The 18,069-nt window shown below is 64.3% G+C and carries 24 protein-coding genes and 1 pseudogene; 14 read left to right on the top strand and 11 right to left on the bottom strand.

Going from position 1 to position 18,069, the window contains the following annotated elements; all coding sequences use genetic code 11:
* Positions 1-7: 7 nt before the first annotated feature.
* Together tnpB and tnpA are read right to left on the bottom strand one after the other, a co-directional pair.
* Positions 8-358, bottom strand: a complete 351-nt coding sequence (gene tnpB / locus HAP54_RS03595) for an IS66 family insertion sequence element accessory protein TnpB (RefSeq protein ID WP_166202960.1) — start codon at positions 356-358, stop codon at positions 8-10.
* Positions 355-756 carry an IS66-like element accessory protein TnpA gene (tnpA, locus tag HAP54_RS03600; protein ID WP_166202958.1) on the bottom strand — a complete coding sequence of 134 codons (402 nt, stop codon included), beginning with the start codon at positions 754-756 and terminating at the stop codon, positions 355-357. The genes tnpB and tnpA overlap by 4 nt, the downstream gene beginning before the upstream one ends.
* A gap of 131 nt (positions 757-887) precedes the next feature.
* On the opposite strand from tnpA, the gene HAP54_RS03605 reads away from it, so the two are divergent.
* From HAP54_RS03605 to HAP54_RS03635, 7 genes are read left to right on the top strand one after another with little or no spacing between them, the layout of a single operon-like run.
* Positions 888-1,136, top strand: a complete 249-nt coding sequence (locus tag HAP54_RS03605) for a hypothetical protein (RefSeq protein ID WP_224741390.1) — start codon at positions 888-890, stop codon at positions 1,134-1,136.
* A gap of 1 nt (position 1,137) precedes the next feature.
* Complete coding sequence (locus HAP54_RS03610) at positions 1,138-1,893, top strand: ABC transporter permease (protein WP_166298783.1); 756 nt, start codon at positions 1,138-1,140, stop codon at positions 1,891-1,893.
* A complete protein-coding gene (locus tag HAP54_RS03615) occupies positions 1,857-2,678 on the top strand; it encodes an ABC transporter ATP-binding protein (RefSeq protein ID WP_166298784.1) in 822 nt (273 codons plus the stop codon). The genes HAP54_RS03610 and HAP54_RS03615 overlap by 37 nt, the downstream gene beginning before the upstream one ends.
* A gap of 7 nt (positions 2,679-2,685) precedes the next feature.
* A complete protein-coding gene (locus HAP54_RS03620; protein ID WP_166298785.1) occupies positions 2,686-3,486 on the top strand; it encodes an ABC transporter permease in 801 nt (266 codons plus the stop codon).
* 12 nt (positions 3,487-3,498) lie between these two features.
* Complete coding sequence (locus HAP54_RS03625) at positions 3,499-4,164, top strand: polysaccharide deacetylase family protein (protein WP_166298786.1); 666 nt, start codon at positions 3,499-3,501, stop codon at positions 4,162-4,164.
* The gene (locus tag HAP54_RS03630; protein ID WP_166298787.1) at positions 4,161-5,030 is read left to right on the top strand and encodes a fumarylacetoacetate hydrolase family protein; all 870 of its coding nucleotides are present in this window, start codon (positions 4,161-4,163) and stop codon (positions 5,028-5,030) included. Before HAP54_RS03625 ends, HAP54_RS03630 begins: the two co-directional genes overlap by 4 nt.
* A gap of 32 nt (positions 5,031-5,062) precedes the next feature.
* Positions 5,063-6,106: a cobalamin-independent methionine synthase II family protein gene (locus HAP54_RS03635; RefSeq protein WP_175619359.1), complete on the top strand. Its 1,044-nt coding sequence runs from the start codon at positions 5,063-5,065 to the stop codon at positions 6,104-6,106.
* 70 nt (positions 6,107-6,176) lie between these two features.
* On the opposite strand, the gene HAP54_RS03640 is transcribed toward HAP54_RS03635, so the two are convergent.
* From HAP54_RS03640 to HAP54_RS03655, 4 genes are all read right to left on the bottom strand, one after another.
* Positions 6,177-7,148 carry a DUF2778 domain-containing protein gene (locus HAP54_RS03640; RefSeq protein ID WP_224741388.1) on the bottom strand — a complete coding sequence of 324 codons (972 nt, stop codon included), beginning with the start codon at positions 7,146-7,148 and terminating at the stop codon, positions 6,177-6,179.
* 270 nt (positions 7,149-7,418) lie between these two features.
* Positions 7,419-7,652, bottom strand: coding sequence for an EAL domain-containing protein (locus HAP54_RS03645; protein WP_248114275.1), 234 nt, complete (start codon positions 7,650-7,652; stop codon positions 7,419-7,421).
* A gap of 8 nt (positions 7,653-7,660) precedes the next feature.
* Entirely contained in the window at positions 7,661-8,071 is a 411-nt protein-coding gene (locus tag HAP54_RS03650) for a DOPA 4,5-dioxygenase family protein (RefSeq protein ID WP_166298788.1), read from the bottom strand.
* 98 nt (positions 8,072-8,169) lie between these two features.
* Positions 8,170-8,790: a class I SAM-dependent methyltransferase gene (locus HAP54_RS03655; protein ID WP_166298789.1), complete on the bottom strand. Its 621-nt coding sequence runs from the start codon at positions 8,788-8,790 to the stop codon at positions 8,170-8,172.
* A 179-nt stretch (positions 8,791-8,969) separates the two neighbouring features.
* Here HAP54_RS03655 and HAP54_RS03660 point away from each other — a divergent pair, with 179 nt between their 5' ends.
* Positions 8,970-9,539, top strand: coding sequence for a hypothetical protein (locus tag HAP54_RS03660; protein ID WP_224741387.1), 570 nt, complete (start codon positions 8,970-8,972; stop codon positions 9,537-9,539).
* Here HAP54_RS03660 and HAP54_RS03665 read toward each other — a convergent pair.
* A pseudogene (locus HAP54_RS03665) lies at positions 9,512-10,093 on the bottom strand (transposase); the annotation flags it as partial. The gene HAP54_RS03660 and the pseudogene HAP54_RS03665 sit on opposite strands and share 28 nt — an antisense overlap.
* A gap of 182 nt (positions 10,094-10,275) precedes the next feature.
* Here HAP54_RS03665 and HAP54_RS03670 point away from each other — a divergent pair.
* Positions 10,276-11,610 carry an IS1182 family transposase gene (locus tag HAP54_RS03670; protein WP_166202952.1) on the top strand — a complete coding sequence of 445 codons (1,335 nt, stop codon included), beginning with the start codon at positions 10,276-10,278 and terminating at the stop codon, positions 11,608-11,610.
* Between the two features lie 36 nt (positions 11,611-11,646).
* A complete protein-coding gene (locus HAP54_RS03675) occupies positions 11,647-11,826 on the top strand; it encodes a hypothetical protein (protein ID WP_166307382.1) in 180 nt (59 codons plus the stop codon).
* 96 nt (positions 11,827-11,922) lie between these two features.
* Here HAP54_RS03675 and HAP54_RS03680 read toward each other — a convergent pair whose 3' ends face one another.
* Together HAP54_RS03680 and ykgO are read right to left on the bottom strand one after the other, a co-directional pair.
* Complete coding sequence (locus HAP54_RS03680; RefSeq protein WP_166298790.1) at positions 11,923-12,606, bottom strand: tetratricopeptide repeat protein; 684 nt, start codon at positions 12,604-12,606, stop codon at positions 11,923-11,925.
* Between the two features lie 104 nt (positions 12,607-12,710).
* Positions 12,711-12,836, bottom strand: coding sequence for a type B 50S ribosomal protein L36 (ykgO, locus tag HAP54_RS03685; RefSeq protein WP_166298791.1), 126 nt, complete (start codon positions 12,834-12,836; stop codon positions 12,711-12,713).
* 495 nt (positions 12,837-13,331) lie between these two features.
* On the opposite strand from ykgO, the gene HAP54_RS03690 reads away from it, so the two are divergent.
* From HAP54_RS03690 to HAP54_RS03705, 4 genes are read left to right on the top strand one after another with little or no spacing between them, the layout of a single operon-like run.
* Positions 13,332-14,216, top strand: coding sequence for an amidohydrolase family protein (locus HAP54_RS03690; RefSeq protein ID WP_166298792.1), 885 nt, complete (start codon positions 13,332-13,334; stop codon positions 14,214-14,216).
* A 36-nt stretch (positions 14,217-14,252) separates the two neighbouring features.
* Complete coding sequence (locus HAP54_RS03695; protein WP_166298793.1) at positions 14,253-15,095, top strand: dienelactone hydrolase family protein; 843 nt, start codon at positions 14,253-14,255, stop codon at positions 15,093-15,095.
* Entirely contained in the window at positions 15,092-15,835 is a 744-nt protein-coding gene (locus HAP54_RS03700) for a haloacid dehalogenase type II (RefSeq protein ID WP_166298794.1), read from the top strand. The genes HAP54_RS03695 and HAP54_RS03700 overlap by 4 nt, the downstream gene beginning before the upstream one ends.
* Before the next feature lie 5 nt (positions 15,836-15,840).
* Positions 15,841-16,326 (top strand): YbaK/EbsC family protein, encoded by a 486-nt coding sequence (locus tag HAP54_RS03705; protein WP_166298795.1) that lies wholly within the window; start codon positions 15,841-15,843, stop codon positions 16,324-16,326.
* Between the two features lie 215 nt (positions 16,327-16,541).
* Here the strand turns inward: HAP54_RS03705 and HAP54_RS03710 are convergent, their stop codons facing one another.
* Both HAP54_RS03710 and HAP54_RS03715 read right to left on the bottom strand, forming a co-directional pair.
* Entirely contained in the window at positions 16,542-16,904 is a 363-nt protein-coding gene (locus tag HAP54_RS03710; RefSeq protein ID WP_166298796.1) for a hypothetical protein, read from the bottom strand.
* A 134-nt stretch (positions 16,905-17,038) separates the two neighbouring features.
* Positions 17,039-18,028 (bottom strand): tripartite tricarboxylate transporter substrate binding protein, encoded by a 990-nt coding sequence (locus HAP54_RS03715; RefSeq protein ID WP_166298797.1) that lies wholly within the window; start codon positions 18,026-18,028, stop codon positions 17,039-17,041.
* Positions 18,029-18,069 lie beyond the last annotated feature (41 nt).

The raw sequence follows: 18,069 nt of genomic DNA on the forward strand, positions 1-18,069 counted from the left end.
ATAATGATCAACCAGCTCGCATCGGCTGATCCACAACTCGCATCGGCACACGCTTCCAGTCCGAGCCATCGAGCAGCACCGAGAGCTGAGCATGAGATAGCGACATGACGCCTTCCTTGATCGGCGGCCAGGTGAACTGCCCCTCGATTCTTTTGTAGTAAAGGACAAGGCCGCTTCCATCCCAAGTCAGGATCTTCACGCGATCTCGGCGCTTGGAGCGGAAGACATAAAGTCCGCCGTCGAACGGATCGGCTCCAAAGGCCTCGCTCACCAGCATCGCCAGCGAGTCCATGCCGCGGCGGAAATCGACCGGCTGCGTCGCAATCCAGATCGACAACCCAGCTCGAAGCCCGATCATCGACCAACCGTCCCGACCGCCGCCAGCACCTCGCACAGTGCCTCCCGGTCGACTGTCCCCCTGACACGGATGCGAATCGCGCCGACCTCGATCTCGATCGCCGCCTGCTCCTCACTCGGGCGCCCACAGCCGGTGATCGCGACCGGCACAAAGCCAGGTGGCATGCCTCTGTCCCCGCGCTCCGCGACCTGCGCCCGCGTAGCCTGGCGACGCCAGAGAAACAACAGGCTTGGACTGATGTCGTGTCGCCGCGCCACTGCGGACACGCTTGCACCCGGCGCAAAACTCTCCGCAACAATCGCCGCCTTCGCATCGGTCGACCAGCGCCGACGTCGGCCCGTCCCGGTGATGATCTCGACACGCTGCAGCGTGTCGGCGCCGTGTTCGAGGATAGGCATATGCCTATCCTTATCGCTATCCTTACGACTATCCTTTGACATTGTGACCTCGCGACAAACCATTCCGCGAGATCTTCCTAGCCGACCAGATCAACCCTCAGCGCGTGGTCTCCGCATGACGCTCACAATTCATGCGCGCCAACCGCGACGTCACCGTGAAGCTGATCGCCGACCTCTACGAGATGCCGGCCGAGATCGCCGCGATGGAATACGACAACACCATCATGAAGCTCGAGACCGACGGCAACATGGGCGCGGCCAATGTGCCGGCGGCGGTGCAGCTGTCACTCGATCTCGCCAAGCTCGGCGGACTGAAGGACATCGTTCCAGTCGAGGATGTGATCTCGACCAAGTTCAAGCCGGTGCCGACCAAGCCATAACATGCAGGGCACCCTCACCATCAAGCTGGCGCGGGTTGCGATCGTGATCGCGATCTTCGCGCTGTGGGAGATCCTGTCGCGGACCGGCATCGTCAATCCGCGCCTGCTGCCGTCGGCATCGGACACGCTGATGACGCTCGGCGACCTCCTGCAGCGGTCGAGCGTGCGGACCGATCTCCTGGTGACCGCGACCGAAGTGTTGACCGCCTTTGCGCTCGCGGTGCCGATGGGTGCGTTGATCGGTTTCCTGATCGCGGAGAACCGCTATTTTGCCGATGTGGCGAAGCCGCTGCTGTTCTTCGCCTTCAGCATTCCGAAATCGATCTTCCTGCCGATGTTCATCCTGGTGTTCGGCGTCGGCTTTGCGCAGAAGGTCGGGTTCGGATTCTTCTCGACGATCTTCATCGTGATCATGTCGACCACGACGGCGGTGGAATCGGTCAAGGTCGAGCATTTGACGGTGGCCCGCTCCTATGGCGCGACGCGCATCCAGACCGCATTCCGCGTCTATCTGCCGAGCATGCTGCCGGTGCTGCTGGAAGCGCTGCGGATTTCGACGATCTTCAACCTCACCGGCGTGATCCTCGCCGAGATGTACGCCTCGCGCGACGGCATCGGCCACCAGATCGCGACCTGGGGCGAGAATTTCCAGATGAAGCAGCTGCTCGCCGGCGTCGTGATGGTCGCCGCGATCGCCATGACCTTCAATGAACTGATCAGATGGGTGGAAACACGATGCAGCCATTGGCGAACGTGACACCATTGAAGCCGCCGCCGCGCGCCGGCGCGATCGAGGTGAGGAATGTCGGCCAGGTGTTCCGGACCAGGTCGCAGGACGTCGTCGCGCTGGAGGACGTCTCGCTCGACATCAAGCCGGGGCGCTTCGTCGTGCTGGTCGGCCCGAGCGGCTGCGGCAAGTCCACGCTCTTGATGATGATGGCCGGGCTGCGCGCGCAGACCTCAGGCACCATCACCATCAACGGCGCGCCGATCCCGCAGCCCGACCCGAACCGTGTCGGCGTCGTGTTCCAGGAAGCGAGCCTGTTTCCGTGGCTGAGCGCCGAAGACAATGTCGAGTTTCCGCTGGCGCTGCGCGGCGTCGCCAAGGCGGAGCGCCGGGCCAAGGCGCAGGACGCGCTCAAGCTGGTCGGCCTCGAAGGCTTCGGCAAGCGTCACCCGCACGAGCTTTCCGGCGGCATGAAGCAGCGCGTCTCGATCGCGCGCGGCCTGGTGCAGGACCCTCCGGTGCTGTTGATGGACGAGCCGTTCGCCGCGCTCGACGAGCAGACCCGCATGACGATGGGCGACGAGCTGCTGCGGATCTGGGCCGCGACCGGCAAGACCGTCGTGTTCGTGACTCACAGCCTGACCGAGGCGGTCTATCTCGCCGATGAGGTGATCGTGATGTCGCCGCGGCCCGGCCGCATCGTCGATCAGCTGCAGGTCAATTTGCCGCGGCCGCGAACCTACGAGATGCTGAGCGGCGACGCCTTCGGCGCGCTGCGCGACCGCATCTGGCGCCACATCCGCAAATCGGCGTGAGACAGCAATGAGCGCGAGAACACTTCGCCATCTGATCGTCATAGCGCTGATTGCGCTGTGGGAGCTGTTGCCGCGCACCGGGTTGATCCCCGAACTGTTCCTGCCGTCGCTGTCCTCCACGCTGCTCGCCGGCTGGAACGAAGCCGCCGAATATGGCCATGCACTTGCGGTGACGCTCTACGAGGTCGCGGTCTCGATGGCGTTCGCCTGCGGCGGCGGCATCCTGCTCGGCGCCATCGTCGGCAGCCTGCCGCGGCCGCGGCTTCTGATCATGCCGATGGTCTCGAGCCTCTATGCGGTCCCGCTCGTGATCCTCTATCCGGTGTTCACGGTGTGGCTCGGCATCGGCTCGGAGTCCAAGATCGCCTTCGCTTCGATCTACGGCTTCCTGCCGACCATGCTGGCGACCGCGGCCGGAATTCAGACCATCGACCCGCAACTGCTGCTCGCTGCCCGCAGCATGGGCGCGACGCTGGGCCAGCGCCTGGTCCGCGTCATCATCCCCGCGGCGATACCGACCGTGCTGTCGGGCCTGCGGGTCGGCGGCGCGCTCGTCATCGTCGGCGTGGTGGTTTCGGAGATGCTGATCTCCTCGGCCGGGATCGGCTATTTGATCTCGCGCTACCGCACCATTCTCGACAGCCCGCACGTGTTCGCCGGCGTGCTGCTGGTGCTGTTCATGGCGATCGCCTTCAACACCGCGATCCGCTGGGTCGAGCGCAAGGCCGCGATCTGGCAGACCGGCACGCGCGCCGGCCAGAGCGCCGCCGACGAAGTCGGCTCCGGCGCGATGCAGCCGGCGACGTAAGGGGATCGCGACGTGTTCGACCTGACCTTGACGTTCGACAATGGACCGGAGCCCGACGTGACGCCACGCGTGCTCGATATCCTGGGCGAGCGCGACATCAAGACCACATTCTTCGTGATCGGCGAGAAACTCGGCGACCCCGCGCGCCGCTTCCTCGCCGCCCGCGCGCGCGACGAAGGCCACTGGATCGGCAATCACACCTATACGCACAGCGTTCCGCTCGGCCAGCAGCCCGGCGCGGACACGGCCCAGCGCGAGATCGGCCGCACCCAGGCCGCGATCGGCGAGCTCTCTCACCCGAACCGCTGGTTCCGGCCGTTTGGCGGCGGCGGCAATCTCGACGATCGGCTGCTAAAACCCTCCGTGGTCGATTATCTCGTCCACAACAACTACAGCTGCGTGCTCTGGAACGCGATCCCGCGCGACTGGGACGATCCCGACGGCTGGACTGAGCGTGCACTCGAACAATGCCGCGCGCAGCCTTGGACGCTGCTGGTGCTGCACGATTTGCCGACCGGCGCGATGGCGCATCTCGACCGCTTCCTCGATCGCGCCGAGACCAGTGGCGCCCGCTTCCGTCAGGACTTTCCGCCGCAATGCGTCCCTATCCGCAACGGCGACATCGTACTTCCTATCCAGGACTATGTTTCCTCCATCGAAGAGAGTGAGAGACCATGAAGATCGCAAGTTTCAAGGCGGCGGGTACCGCAAGCTACGGCATCGTCACCGATGCAGGGGTGATCGACGCCGGCAAGCGGCTGACGGCGTGCCCGACGCTGAAGGCGCTGCTGACGAGCGGCTCGCTCGATGAACTGAGGAAGCTGCAAAGCGAGCGCGCCGATCACGCGCTGAAGGACATCGAGCTGCTGCCGACGGTGCCCGATCCCGACAAGATTTTCTGCATCGGCGTCAACTATGCGACGCATCTCGCCGAGAGCGGCCATCCGACGCCGCCACATCCGATGATCTCCACCCGCTTCGCCAACAGCCAGGTCGGCGCCGGACAGCCGATGATCCGGCCGCTGGAGTCCGAGCGCTTCGACTATGAGGGCGAGATGGCGGTTATCATCGGCAAGGCCGGCCGGCGCATCAAGCGCGAGGCCGCGCTCGGCCATGTCGCCGGCTATGCCTGCTACAATGACGGCAGCATCCGCGACTGGCAGCGCCACACCTCGCAATTCGCGCCCGGCAAGAATTTCGTCGGCACAGGTGGCTTCGGGCCGTGGATGGTGACGACCGACGAACTTTCCGACATCAGCAAGCAGCACATCGCAACCCGTCTCAACGGCGTCGAGGTGCAGGCGGCGCCGATCTCCGACTTGGTGTTCGACGTCGCGACGCTGATCGCCTATTGCTCGACCTTCACCGAGCTCGTGCCCGGCGACGTCATCGTCACCGGCACCACCGGCGGCGTCGGCGCCTATCGCACGCCGCCGCTGTGGATGAAGGATGGCGACGTCGTCGAGGTCGAGGTTTCCGGCATCGGCGTGCTGCGCAACCCGGTGAAGAACGAAGTTGCGGCAACTGCAACGCGGGCGGCTTGAGCCGGCCACGCAACAAGAAGAAGGAGGACATCATGAACCTGCCCAGGCATCTGCTGCCCACCACCGTCGTCGGCAGCTACCCGCAGCCGGAATGGCTGGTCGATCGCGCCATGCTGTCGAAGTCGGTGCCGCGCACCCGCATGCACGCAATGTGGCGGCTGCCGGCCGAGCAGCTCGAGGAAGCACAGGACGACGCGACCATCGTGGCGATCAGGGACATGGAGCGCGCCGGCATCGACATCGTGACCGATGGCGAGATCCGTCGCGAGAGCTACTCCAACCGGTTTGCCACCGCCCTTGACGGCATCGATGCCGACAACCCCGCGATGATCACGGCACGCACCGGCAACACGCAGACGCCGGTGCCGCGCGTGGTCGGCCCTGTGAAGCGCAGGGGACCGGTCGAGCTGCACGACATGCAGTTCCTGCGCAACAACACCGACCGTGCCGCAAAGATCACCCTGCCCGGCCCGTTCACGATGAGTCAGCAGGCCAGGAACGAGTTCTACAAGGACGACGAGGAGCTCGCGATGGCCTTCGCCGCGGCCGTCAATGCCGAGGCACGCGACCTCGAGAATGCCGGCGCCGACGTCATCCAGCTCGACGAGCCCTGGGTGCGCAACAATCCGGATCTCGCCAAGCGCTATGCGGTGAAGGCGATCAATCGTGCGCTCGAGGGCATCACGATCCCGACCGTGGTGCATCTCTGCTTCGGCTATGCCGCGGTGGTGCCGGGCTCGACCAAGCCGGCCGGCTATTCCTTCCTTGCCGAGCTCGACGACACCATCGCCGATCAGATTTCGATCGAGGCGGCCCAACCGAAGCTCGATCTCGGCGTGCTCAGGGATCTCTCATCGAAGAAGATCATGCTCGGCGTACTCGACCTCGGCAATCCCGAGATCGAATCCGCCGCCGTCGTCGCCGATCGGATTCGCAACGGCCTGAAGCATGTGCCGGCGGAGCGGCTGGTGGTGGCACCGGACTGCGGCATGAAATACATGCCGCGCCACGTCGCGTTCGGAAAATTGAAGGCGATGTGCGACGCTGCCGCGACGGTCAGGAAAGAGATCGGCTAACCGCCGTCGCCGACCAAGCATGATAAGGCAAAAATCAGTCGCCAGCGACGCTGGCGACGCCATACTCGGCCTACGAGTTCGACGGCGCGCGCGTCGATGCCGACTTAACGTCCTTGATGCTGACGATGACGGCGATGCGCTTGACCGTACCGTTGCGGTAGGCCTGCAGGAACCTGTCGTAGTGCTTCACGGAGATGCAGCCGTTGGAATCGCCGTTCGGCCCGAGCATGTAACTGTGGACCAGCAGGCCGACCCGTCCGAACGGGTCGCTGCCATCGACCGGGGTCATGCGCAGCGCAGGCACACCGTGGAACAGCTTCTCGCGCGGCTTCATCTCGTAGATGCCGGGCGGCGTCGCGCCCGCGTTACGGGCATTCACATGTGCCGGATCGTCGAGCAGATTGCCGAGGCCCGAATGCGCCTCGAATTTGGTGCCGTCGGGCATGTACACGATGCGGCCGGTGATGTCGTAGACCGCCGTGGTGCTGTCGTAGCCGAGCGCGCCGAGATCGGGGCTCGGACCGGACAACAATCCGTCGTTCGGATCGATCGAGGCAAGCTGCAGCTTGCCCGGCATCATGTCGGCGATCTTCTGCAGGAACGTGCGGTTGTCGCCCTGCGGCACCGGCGCCTGCGGCGGCTGATCGTTCCGCGCCAGCAGATTGGCTTCGGCCGGCCGTGACCGCGGCATCGGCACCGTGGACGTCGTCGTAGACATCGTAGCGGCGACGGACGCCGTCGCCGGCTGGCTGGGTTGTTCGGTCTGCGTGTCACGCAACTGGCCGGCCAGCGCATCCTCGATCTGATCGAACTCGGTGTTGAAATCGCCGCGGCTCGAACGGAACCCGCGGCGCAGTGGATAATAAAGCGAGGCCGAATTGAGCGTGGAGCGCGAGCCGAACCGGTCTTCGAAGCTCAGCGCGGCGCTGCTGTTGGCGAGCGCCGGTCCGTGCAGCCACGCGGTGGGATCGATGCCGACTGCCCAGGCGGCAAGGCCAGCCGACAGCGCAAGCGCGCTCACGGCAAACGCCGTGCTGCCCATCAGGGATATGCCGCGGCTCGACCTACGCCCGGCAGCTTTCGTCGTACGTTGACCCATCATCCCCAAGTACGGTGCTCTGGGGCCTGTTGCCCGGCCCACGTGGGATTCACCGATCACTCATCATATCAGGGAATTAGAGTAAGGCATAATCGAGACAGAGCGGGCAACGAGAGGTTTTTTAAACGTTTTTCGGATGGAAAGTGGCTGAGAATCAGCGCTCGGCGGGCCGAAATGGCCCAAAAAGTCCCGATTCGGGACAATTTCGGCGCCTCAGGCGATCTTTTCTTCCCAGAGGGTGAAGACCGGGACCGGCTTCCCGATGGCGTAGCCCTGGGCGTAGTCGACCCCGATCTGGCGCAGTTCGTCCAGGATCGCGAGGCTCTCGACGAATTCCGCGACCACCTGCTTCTGCATGATCTTCGCGGTCTTGGTGATCATCTCGACCATCGCGCGATCGACCTTGCTGTTTAATACAATTGCGTCAAACTTTACGCATCCCGGCAACCGGGTGCTCAGGGCCGCAATGTCGGCGACGTGTTCGGCGCCGGCGCCTGCTCCATTTCGGACTCTTCCGGCAGCTTGTCGGCGTGGACGGCAAGCGGCGTGCCGATCCAGAGCGGATCGTCGCGATGATCGCGGCGCGGATTGGTCGTGTTGGGATGGACCAGGATGCTCAGGCTGCCATGGTTCAACATCAGCCACGGCACCAGGGTCGGAAACAGCTCGGCCGCAAACGCCACCTGATACATCGCCTGATCGTGCGGACCGACCTTGACGTCGTGCCAGCGCCCGAGCGTGACCAGGAAGCGCTCACCGATCCAGTTGCGCAGCCGTTCCGCCTCGATCCGGCTGGTCGCGGGGTCGTAATAAACATGGGCGTGATAGCTCGCGATCTCGCCGATCGGGCGCGGCGCATCCGTCATCTCCGCTCTCCTTCTGGCCGGCAGCGACATCGAATTCGGCTGCCTCTACCTTCACCGACATATTGCACAGATTTGGCAAGTCGCGCCTCTTCGGCCGGTCACTTCCGCCGCAGCACACTGAACTGGAACGACTGCGCAGCTCCCCAGGGCGTGACGTGCCGATGCCGCTCCTCGGCGATCAGCTCGAAGGCCGGACCGATGGTCCGGCTGAGCGTTGCCGGATCATAGCGCTGCACCGGCAGGCCGCTGCACTTCTCCGGACCATCAGGCGCGAAGGTGCCGATCACGGCGTGGCCGCCTGCCCGGACGCCGCGATGCAGCCGGTCGAGATAGGCCGCGCGATCGTTTTCCTCGACGAGGAAATGAAACGCCGCACGATCGTGCCAGATGTCGAAGGCCCGCTGGGGCTGCCAGACCGTCGCATCATCGGCGACCCAACGTACCGCTTCGCCCGCCGTGCCGAGCCGCTGCCGCGCGCTCGCCAGCGCAGCTTCTGAGAGATCAAGCACCGTGACATCGTGAAAGCCGCTCGTCAGCAGCGCATCGACAAGCCGCGAGGCACCGCCGCCGACATCGATGATCGATGCGTCGCGCCCGGGCGCGACGGATTCGATCAGGCGCAGCGACGGCTGCGGATCGGCCTGCGACCAGCTCACCTGCTGCTCGCCCTTGGTCAGATAGACGGTCTGCCAATGCGATCGGCGGTCGGATGCAGTCATGGGCGATACGTTCCGAAAGCGGCGGCGGCAACCGCGTTGCGCACCGATTAACCATGAGCTAGGCGCGGCGGTTTCCCGCGTCAACCGGCAGCAGCGGGCGCGTTGCGGCAAATGCCGCAGTTGATTTGGCGCATTTTCCATTTAACCTGACGGACAGGTTGAGATCGGGGCGCCCGGGGATGGCCAATTTCGGCTGGACACGCGTCAACAAGCCTGCACCCGCGGAGGACGCCGCCGGCGACTTGCGCGGCCTTACCGATCCATTAGCGTTTCTCGCCGCACTCGACAAGGTCGTGCCGCGCTATCTCGATCTGGCCGACAACGGCGTGCTGGTCTATCCGGCCTGCAAGCGCAGGTCCGGCGACCTGCTCGGCGATACCAGAGCGATCTGGGAGCACACCCGGCTGGAAGCGATGCGCTATGTTCCGATGGTGCCACGGCAGGACACCTCGCTGCTGGCCGACCCGTCCCGCCAGGCGGAGATGATCGACGCCTTCCTGCGCCAGCGCGCGCATGACAACACCGTCGTCGATTTCACGGGCACGGCGATCGAGGATTACGGGATTGCGATCTACGCCGGGCTGAACTGGTTGAACCATTGCGGCGCCATCGTGGGAGCCGACCCGCAGAAATTCTCCGGCACGCTGCGAAGCTTCCGCAAGGTCATGGTCGTCGCCCGGCAGTGGTGGGCGCTCGACGGTGCCGCGGAGCGCTGCCGGCAGATGCTGGAGGCGCTCTCCGTGTCGTAGACGTGGATCGGCAGGAAGCAGCGTTCGTCATAATGAGCGTTGAACAGCGAGAGCTGCTGATGGCCGTGGACGACATCGCAGGTATCATCGATGTCGAGCGTGACGGATGCCGGCTCGCGCGGGTAGCTATCCATCCATGCGTCGACCAAAGTGTAGGTCAGTCGGATCACGTCGCGCAGGCGCGGAGCATTCTCCAGCCGCGACAGCGTCGGTTGGGAACACAGATCGCGACCCGTGTCCGGCAGCCGTCCGCAGGCCAGCTTGAATGCGGGATCGGACCGCAGATGATCGAGGTCGTCGGCGTCCTCGTAGCCGCAGCAGATCGCGAACATGCGCGCGCGGAACATATCGACAAGGCTGTGCACGACCCGCGTCGGATCGCGCCGATCCGGGAACACCCGGGCCAAATTGTCGGCCAAGCCGAGACGCCGCTCGGCCATCGCCAGAAGCATCACGCCCCCGTTCGAGGTCAGCCGACCGCCATCGAAGGCAGCTGTGACTTTCTTGGCGTGAACGGCTGGAAACGAGAAGGGCAGAATCGTATCATCGGTCATGGCGGGCCTGGCGTTCGCGGTTGAGGTGATGGGGTTGGCTTTGCAACCGAATCCTACGCCGCATCAGCGCTTTACACCACGCTCGCCAGCCTCTCAGGCGCACTCTGACGAATAAGACGGGCTAGGAGCTTGTCTGGATAGTCGCTGTTCAAATCTGGTCGGGTCTGATTCAACATTGGGCGATGAGCAAGTATTTTCGGCCTTGGAACATCGATCAGACGCTGCTTCTGCCGCCGAATGTGCAGGACTTCGTGCCGAAAGGCCATGTCTCGCGGTTTATGGTTGATCTGGTGCGGGAGAGCCTCGATCTCAGGGAGATCATGGGCAGCTATGTGAGCGGGCTTGGGCAGCCGCCGTTTGATCCGCGGATGATGGTGGCGCTGCTGCTGCATAGCTATGCGAGTGGGCTGTATTCGTCGCGTCGGATTGCCAAGGCCTGCCGGGAGCGGAACGATTTTGTGATGATCGTGGCGCTGGATGCGCCGGATTTTCGGACGATCAGCGACTTTCGCAAGCGACATTTGAAGGCGCTCGGCGCGCTATTCGTGCAGGTTCTGAAGTTGTGCGAGACGGCCGGGCTGGTCAAGCTCGGTCATGTCGCGCTGGATGGTACGAAGATCAAGGCGAACGCGTCGAAACACAAGGCGATGAGTTATGAGCGCATGAAGAAGCGCGAGGCGGAATTGAAGGCCGAGGTCGCTCGCATGCTGGCGGCCGCCGAGGCGGCGGATGCCTCGGAGGATGAGACTTTCGGCAACAGCGACGAACTGCCGGACTGGACCGTCGACAAGCAGAAACGGCTGGCGAAGATCCAGCAAGCGATGGCGGCGCTGGAAGCGGACGCCAAACTGGCGGCGGAGGAAGAGCGCCGCATCGAGGCCGAAAAGGAACAGCAGCGCCAGGCCGAAGGCCGCAAGAAGCCGGGCAAACCGGCGGCGCTGCCATCGGAGGAACCCAATCCCAAGGCGCAACGCAACTTCACCGATCCGGAAAGCCGCATCATGAAGTCGAAGGATGGCTTCGTTCAGGCCTATAATGCCCAGGCGGCCGTCGATGCACATGCCCAGATCATTGTCGCGCAAGAACTGACCCAGCACGGCAGCGATCAGGGCCAGTTGGTGCCCCTGATCGAGGCCATCGAGAGCAATCTTGGCCGCAAGCCGCGGCAGGCCTCAGCGGATTCCGGCTACTGCAGCGAAGCCAATCTCGAAGCGCTCGACACACGCAGCATCGATGGCTATGTCGCGCCCGGACGCGCCAAGCACCCGACAGTAGCGAACGGAAAAGTCGGCGGCCCGCTGACACAGGCCATGCGAAAGAAGATCGACGATGGCGGCTTCGAAACACCCTACCGATTGCGAAAGCAAGTGGTGGAGCCGGTGTTCGGGCAGATCAAACAGGCAAGAGGCTTCCGCCAGTTCCTGTTGCGGGGCATCGAGAAAGTGCGCGCCGAGTGGACAATGATCTGCACCGTCCATAACCTCCTCAAGCTGTTCAACCTCGCAAACGCAGCCTGAGCCTGCTACTCTACAACAAATGCCCGTCACGAAAACATATCTGGACGGGCTCCTAGCGATGCGGCCATCGATCAGATCGTGGCGAGCTGCAATGGCGACCTGCGCGGTGCGCTGAAGGCGCTGTTGCTCGTGAATGAGCACCTGGAAGCGGAGCTTCAGCAATTCTATGCTGCCGTGGCCGAGGACTGCGCGTCCCGCGGCAAATTCCTGCACTAGCCTCCTGCGCGGGACCGTATCGCGGGCAAGTCCCAGCTCGCGAGTCACGTGCCCATTCGCGGCCATCCGACCGCGATCGCGATCAATCGCACGCAATCAGATGTCGCGGCCTTCGACCTTCTCGGTCAGCAGCTTGACGATCTGCGGCACTTTCTCGAGGTAGGGATCGACAGCCAGCGCCTTGCGGAAGGCGTTCAGGGCGCGCTTTTCGTCGCCCATGTCCTGCATGATCATGCCGACGCCCGCCAGCGCGCCGAAATGGCGGGGCTCACGGGTCAGCACCTGCTGCAGGTCTGCGAGCGAACGGACGTAGTCGTTCTTCAGATAGTAGATCGTCGCACGCCGGTTCCAGGCCTCGACATAGTCGGGCCGGAGCTTGATCACCGCGTCCAGCAACTGCAGCGCGACATCGATGTTCTGGGCGTCGATCGCGGCCTTGGCGCGCACCATCAGCAGCGCCGCGGTATCGCTCGGGGTTTGCAGCCACAGCGCCCAGATCCGCGCCTCGACATGGCGGGCACTGTCCTCATCGGGCGCGGCCTTCAGCGCGCCGAACAGGAAATCCAGCCCGCGGGTACGGTCGGCCGGCACCTTCGGCAGCTTGGTCGGCGCTTCCGGCAGTTTCTTCTGGGCCCGCGGCGGCGGGACCACCCGGGGATCGTCCTGCGCGACGGCCGCGCCAGGCAAAGTCACAACGGGTCCGGCCAGAAGGGCGGCGATCAGGACCGCCAGCCGGCGATTGGTGGGGTCAAGGAACTTAAATCCGAAGTTTAATCCCATGGCCGAAGTCTAGACGCACAACGCCGCACTGCAAAGCAGCACGGCGTCAAAGACCTGTGAAAGAGATGTGTTGGATCAGCGCAGCGGGCCGATCCGCGCCGAAATCAACCCTGGCGCGCCTTGAAGCGGCGCTGGACCTTGTTGATCACGTAGACGCGGCCCTTGCGGCGGACCAGACGGTTGCTGCGGTGGCGGCCGCGCAGCGACTTCAGCGAGTTACGGACCTTCATGGGACAATCCTGTTACTTCGAAAGGCCCGTGTTGGAGGCCGTGCCTGATCAATGCCGAAAGGTGGCAAAATGGGATTTATCCCGACAAGCGGCCAACCGCCCGGGACGGCCGCCTTCTAAGCCATCGGACCGTTAAATGTCAACCGAGACGGGCCGATTTTCGGCCCGTGCCCGGCATGGAACGGGCCCTTGGCTCCCAGCCATACCATTGAGATCGCTTCGGAAACGGCGGCAAGCACGATTATCCTGTACCACGATCCCGTCCGCCGTCACATCATGTCTGCAGCGGCGCGAGAGCGAATCGTGCGTTCGCACCCGGCTGAAGCCCACCGCACGCCACCGACCGGACCGGACCGGACCGGACCGGACCGGGAGTTTGCGGCTGCGACCCAGCCTCGCACGTCCGGCCTTCCCAAACACCAGCGCGCTTGCGAAAATCGTTATATCCTATAATTATTTTCCATCACCAACAAACCGGCCGCCGGGGAAACCGCAATGCCCAAGCTCAAACTGCCCGACATCGAAAAGGTCACAGCGATCGACATCCACACCCATGCCGAGGAGCCGTGCGGCATGCATGGCGACGACGGCTATGACGACTTCCAGGCGCAGATGGCCGATTACTTCAAATCGCCGCACAAGCATCCGCCGACCGTGCCGGAGACCGCGGCCTACTACCGCGCCAAGAACATCGCCGCGGTGATCTTCCCGGTCGATGCCGAGCGCGAGACCGGCTTCCGCCGCTATAAAAATGAAGAGATGCTGGAGATTGCCTCCGATCATCTCGACGTCTTGATCCCGTTCGTCTCGATCGACCCGCACAAGGGCAAGCTCGGCGTCCGCGAGGCGCGCAAGCTGATCGAGGAGTACGGCGTCCGCGGCTTCAAATTCCATCCGACCATGCAGGGCTTCTACGCCAACGACCGCATGGCCTATCCGCTCTATGAAGCGATCAATGAGGGCGGCGCGATCGCGCTGTTCCACACCGGCCAGACCGGCGTCGGCTCGGGCATGCCAGGCGGCATGGGAATGCGGCTGAAATACTCCAACCCGATGTACATGGACGACGTCGCGGCCGACTTCCCCGACCTCAAGATCATCCTCGCGCATCCTTCCTTCCCCTGGCAGGAAGAGGCGCTGTCGGTCGCGACCCACAAGCCGAACGTCTATATCGACCTCTCCGGCTGGTCGCCGAAATATTTCCCGCCGATCCTGGTGCGCTACATCAACTCGATCCTGCAGGACAAGATGCTGTTCGGCTCGGACTGGCCTGTCATCACGCCGGACCGCTGGCTCGCCGATTTTGCAAAACTCGACATCCGCGAGGAGATCCGCCCCAAAGTCCTGAAATCCAACGCGCGCAAGATTTTGGGGATTTAAGGGAGTATCATCGGCCGCACGCTTGCGGGGCGGCCGATGACGAACTGCGCCGGACTTGCCACCGTCCTCGCCGTGCTCCTGATCGGAAGCGCGGGCGGCAAGCCTGCGGCGACAGCCGAAGCGCCTTCCGTGCTGGTCGAGTTCGAAAGCCCGCTTGCGAGCGCGCAGCCGCTGCAGGGCCTGTTGCGGCGGCCGGAGCGACCGGGTCTCCTGCCCGCCGTGGTGTTGCTGCACGGCTGCAGCGGGCAGTGGCGGGAACTCGACGAGCGCTGGGGCAAACGGCTCGCGGCCTGGGGCTATGTCACGCTCACCGTGGACCGGTTCGGCCCGCGCGGCATCAGCGACACCTGCACCGGCGGTGTCCCGGCCGCAACGGTTCACGACGCCTATCGCGCGCTGAGCTTCCTGAGCCGGCAATCCCTGGTCGATCCGACACGCATTGCGGTGATCGGCTTTTCGCAAGGTGGCTGGCTCGCATTGTTGTCGGTCGAGCGCGGCGCGATCGAGGTCAACGCGACGGAAAAATTCCGCGCCGCCGTCGCCTTCTATCCGCGCTGCCTCGGCATCAAGGGCAACATGACCGTGCCGACCCTGATCATGGTCGGCGAACTCGACGACTGGACGCCGGCGCAAGAGTGCCGGAACCTGGCGGAAGGCCACGACGATGACGGCATCTCGCGGCAGCAGGGCCTCGGCTATCCGATCGAGCTGATCGTCTATCCCGGCGCCCATCACGATTTTGACGTGCCGCAATATCGCACGCCGGGGCGGCTGCTCGGTCATCACCTCGAATTCAACGCGCAGGTCCTCGATCAGTCCATCGACGCTCTCAGGAAATTCCTGTATGCGACCATTGGCGGACAAGAGAAAACCCAATGACCATCAAGGCAATCGTGTTCGACGCCTACGGCACGCTCTACGACGTCCAGTCGGTGGCCGATGTCACCGAGGATGCGTTCCCCGGTTATGGCGACATCATCACGCAGATCTGGCGCCTCAAGCAGCTCGAATATTCCTGGCTGCGCTCGCTGATGCGGCGCTACCAGGATTTCGCTGCCGTCACCCGCGACTCGCTCGCCTACACGCTGCGCTGCCTCGGCCTGCAGTATGACGAAGCGACCTTTGCCCGCATCATCGACAAGTATCAGCATCTCGCGCTGTATCCGGATGCGGTCGCAGCCCTCGAGGCGATGAAGGACAAGAAGCTCGCGATCCTCTCCAACGGCAGCCCTGACATGCTGAATGCGCTGGTGCGCAATTCGGGGATCGACCGCCTGCTCGATGCGACCATCAGCGTCGATGCCCACAAGGTGTTCAAGCCGGCGCCCGAGGCCTACACGCTGATCGAGGAGGTGCTGAACGTGCCACCCGCGGAAGTGCTGTTCATTTCCTCCAATCCGTGGGACGCCTGCGGCGCCAAATCGTTCGGCCTCACCGTTGCCTGGATCGAACGGGTGACGCCGGAAGCGATGGCGCTCGCCTGCGTCGAGAGCGAGACGGTCGCCCCATTGACGATGTTCAAGGCGCTGCGTACCCAGATGGACGAGCTCGGCGTCGTGCCCGATCACCGGATCCACGGTCTCTCCGAACTCCCTGCCCTGGTGTCTGCAAGGTCCTGAACCGTATGAGTCTCGCCTCTGTCCGCGCCTTCTTTGCCGAGAAGGCGCCCGAAATTCCCGTGATCGAATCCACTGTGAGCTCCGCGACCGTCGTGCTGGCGGCGGAGGCCTATGGCGTCGAGCCGGCGCGGATCGCCAAGACGCTGAGCCTGCGCGTCGGCGACCGCGTGGTGCTGATCGTCGCCAGCGGCACGGCGCGGATGGACAACAAGAAGGTGAAGGCGGCGTTCGGCGGCAAGCCGAAGATGCTCGGCCTCGACGAGGTCGCCGAGATCACCGGCCACGAGGTCGGCGGCGTCTGCCCGTTCGGGCTGAAGACGCCGCTGCCGGTCTATTGCGATGTGTCGTTGAAGGCATTCGACGTCGTGGTGCCGGCCGCAGGCTCGACCCACAGCGCGGTGCGCATCACGCCCGACCGGATGGCGGAGCTGACCGCGGCCGAATGGGTCGACGTCTGCGAAGTCCGGTCCCAGACAGAAGTCACTGCCTAAAGCGCGATGAGGTTAAATAGAAGCCCCGACGGGGCTGCGACTCCCTCTCCCGCTTGCGGGGGAGGGCTGGGGTGGGGCTCTCTCCACGAGTCACATTGTGGAGAGAGCCCCCACCCGCATCGCATCTCCGATGCGATGCGACCTCCCCCGCAAGCGGGAGAGGTGAAGCCAGTCTGCCGCAAGGTCGATTCGACCTGACTTCATCAGGCTAGCCGCTAATCCTCATCGTAGTCGGGCGACGGCCGCGGCGGCGCGAGCGGGGCCGGCTGCATCTGCTGCGGCGCGCGTTGCCGCTGTTGCATCTGCGGCTGCGGTGCGCGCCCCTGGGTCTGCGCCTGCTGCGCATTGGACTCGAACACCGCGCGGCAGGAACTGCCAAGCAGCGCCGTGTTCTGCCGCAGGCATGCGACGATCCGGTTGGTGTCGGGAATCTGATCGCTGCACAGGCGCATCACGTCCGGCGTGCACGCCATCTGCTGTTCCCAGGTGCCACGATACTCCTGCGACGACGCAGGCCCCGCAGCGCCGAGGCCGCCGATCGCAATCGCTATGCTCAGGACAATCCGCTCCGTCTGCATGCCAAATGCCCTTGTTTGATTTGATCCGCGCACGCGCGGGTTCCGCGCGGCGATTTGCCTGAAATTGGCAAATGAATGCGGCCAAGGATCGTTCTCGCAGACAACTAAATGTGAAGGCAAGGGAGCCAGGTTCCCTACTCGACCTTGCCGATCTTCTTCACCGCCGCAATCAACCGCGCGCTGTCGTCTGCAACAAATTTTGAAAACTCCGGCGCGTCCAGATAGGCGACGGGACTGCCCGCGGTCTCGAAGGTCTTGATCACCTCCGGCGCCTTGACCGCGTCGGCCATCGCCGCGCGCAGCCGCGTCATGATCGGCGTCGGCAGCGCGGCCTGCGCGAACAATCCCGCCCAGATGTAGAACTCGACGTCCTTGTAGCCGAGCTCCTTGAAGGTCGGCAGATCGGGGAAACTCGCGATCCGCCCGGCGCCCCAATTGGCTAGCACGCGCATCTTGCCGTCTTCGACCTGCTGCTTGAGCGTGCCCGGCGCCGACGCCAACGCCTGCACGGTGCCCGAGAGCAGCGCGGTGAGCGCGGGACCTGCGCCACGGAACGGCACATGCAGCAATTTGATTCCTGCGCTCGCCGCGAACATCTCCATCGCGACATGCAGCGTGCCGTAGGGGCCGGACGAGCCATAGGGGATCTGTCCCGGGCGCTTCTTCGCGTCGTCGACGAACTCCTGCAGTGTCTTCCACGGCGCCGATGCCGGCACCGCCAGCAGCGTCGGGTCGGCGAGCACGCGCGCGACCGGCGCGAACTGTGACACTTCGTAGGCAACCGGACGATCGAACAGCCGGTCGGCCTCCGGCAGCACCGCAAGCGAGGACAAGGTCATCAACAGCGTATAGCCGTCCGCCTCGGCGCGCGCGGCCTGCGCATTGCCGATCGATCCGCCCGCTCCGCCGGCGCGATTGTCGACGATGACAGGCTTGCCGAGGATCCGCTCGAGCGCCAGCGCCACCGGACGCGCCGCGAGATCGGCCTGGCCGCCGGCCGGAAACGGCACGATCATCGTGATGTTGCGGCTGGGATAGGCGGCTTGCGCGAAGGCGGAATTGGCGAGCGCAGTGTGCGCGAGCGGCAAAGCTGCAGCGGCGCGCAGGAGTTCGCGGCGGTTCATCGAGAGTTTCTCCCCGGTCGTCTTTTTTGGCGATCGCAGCC

This window comes from Bradyrhizobium sp. 2S1 (genome assembly GCF_011516625.5).
In the GTDB taxonomy this organism is placed as follows: Bacteria; Pseudomonadota; Alphaproteobacteria; order Rhizobiales; family Xanthobacteraceae; genus Bradyrhizobium; species Bradyrhizobium septentrionale.

Bases quoted from the DNA above. Each gene is read 5' to 3' on its own strand.
- ykgO (WP_166298791.1), bottom strand. From the start codon at position 12,836: ATGAAGGTCCGTAACTCGCTGAAGTCGCTGCGCGGCCGCCACCGCAGC.
- HAP54_RS03640 (WP_224741388.1), bottom strand. From the start codon at position 7,148: ATGGGCAGCACGGCGTTTGCCGTGAGCGCGCTTGCGCTGTCGGCTGGC.
- HAP54_RS03660 (WP_224741387.1), top strand. From the start codon at position 8,970: ATGGCCAATTTCGGCTGGACACGCGTCAACAAGCCTGCACCCGCGGAG.
- HAP54_RS03690 (WP_166298792.1), top strand. From the start codon at position 13,332: ATGCCCAAGCTCAAACTGCCCGACATCGAAAAGGTCACAGCGATCGAC.
- HAP54_RS03630 (WP_166298787.1), top strand. From the start codon at position 4,161: ATGAAGATCGCAAGTTTCAAGGCGGCGGGTACCGCAAGCTACGGCATC.
- tnpB (WP_166202960.1), bottom strand. From the start codon at position 358: ATGATCGGGCTTCGAGCTGGGTTGTCGATCTGGATTGCGACGCAGCCG.
- tnpA (WP_166202958.1), bottom strand. From the start codon at position 756: ATGCCTATCCTCGAACACGGCGCCGACACGCTGCAGCGTGTCGAGATC.
- HAP54_RS03710 (WP_166298796.1), bottom strand. From the start codon at position 16,904: ATGCAGACGGAGCGGATTGTCCTGAGCATAGCGATTGCGATCGGCGGC.
- HAP54_RS03670 (WP_166202952.1), top strand. From the start codon at position 10,276: ATGAGCAAGTATTTTCGGCCTTGGAACATCGATCAGACGCTGCTTCTG.
- HAP54_RS03715 (WP_166298797.1), bottom strand. From the start codon at position 18,028: ATGAACCGCCGCGAACTCCTGCGCGCCGCTGCAGCTTTGCCGCTCGCG.
- HAP54_RS03650 (WP_166298788.1), bottom strand. From the start codon at position 8,071: ATGACGGATGCGCCGCGCCCGATCGGCGAGATCGCGAGCTATCACGCC.
- HAP54_RS03680 (WP_166298790.1), bottom strand. From the start codon at position 12,606: ATGGGATTAAACTTCGGATTTAAGTTCCTTGACCCCACCAATCGCCGG.
- HAP54_RS03655 (WP_166298789.1), bottom strand. From the start codon at position 8,790: ATGACTGCATCCGACCGCCGATCGCATTGGCAGACCGTCTATCTGACC.
- HAP54_RS03615 (WP_166298784.1), top strand. From the start codon at position 1,857: ATGGGTGGAAACACGATGCAGCCATTGGCGAACGTGACACCATTGAAG.
- HAP54_RS03605 (WP_224741390.1), top strand. From the start codon at position 888: ATGCGCGCCAACCGCGACGTCACCGTGAAGCTGATCGCCGACCTCTAC.
- HAP54_RS03620 (WP_166298785.1), top strand. From the start codon at position 2,686: ATGAGCGCGAGAACACTTCGCCATCTGATCGTCATAGCGCTGATTGCG.
- HAP54_RS03610 (WP_166298783.1), top strand. From the start codon at position 1,138: ATGCAGGGCACCCTCACCATCAAGCTGGCGCGGGTTGCGATCGTGATC.
- HAP54_RS03705 (WP_166298795.1), top strand. From the start codon at position 15,841: ATGAGTCTCGCCTCTGTCCGCGCCTTCTTTGCCGAGAAGGCGCCCGAA.
- HAP54_RS03695 (WP_166298793.1), top strand. From the start codon at position 14,253: ATGACGAACTGCGCCGGACTTGCCACCGTCCTCGCCGTGCTCCTGATC.
- HAP54_RS03700 (WP_166298794.1), top strand. From the start codon at position 15,092: ATGACCATCAAGGCAATCGTGTTCGACGCCTACGGCACGCTCTACGAC.
- HAP54_RS03635 (WP_175619359.1), top strand. From the start codon at position 5,063: ATGAACCTGCCCAGGCATCTGCTGCCCACCACCGTCGTCGGCAGCTAC.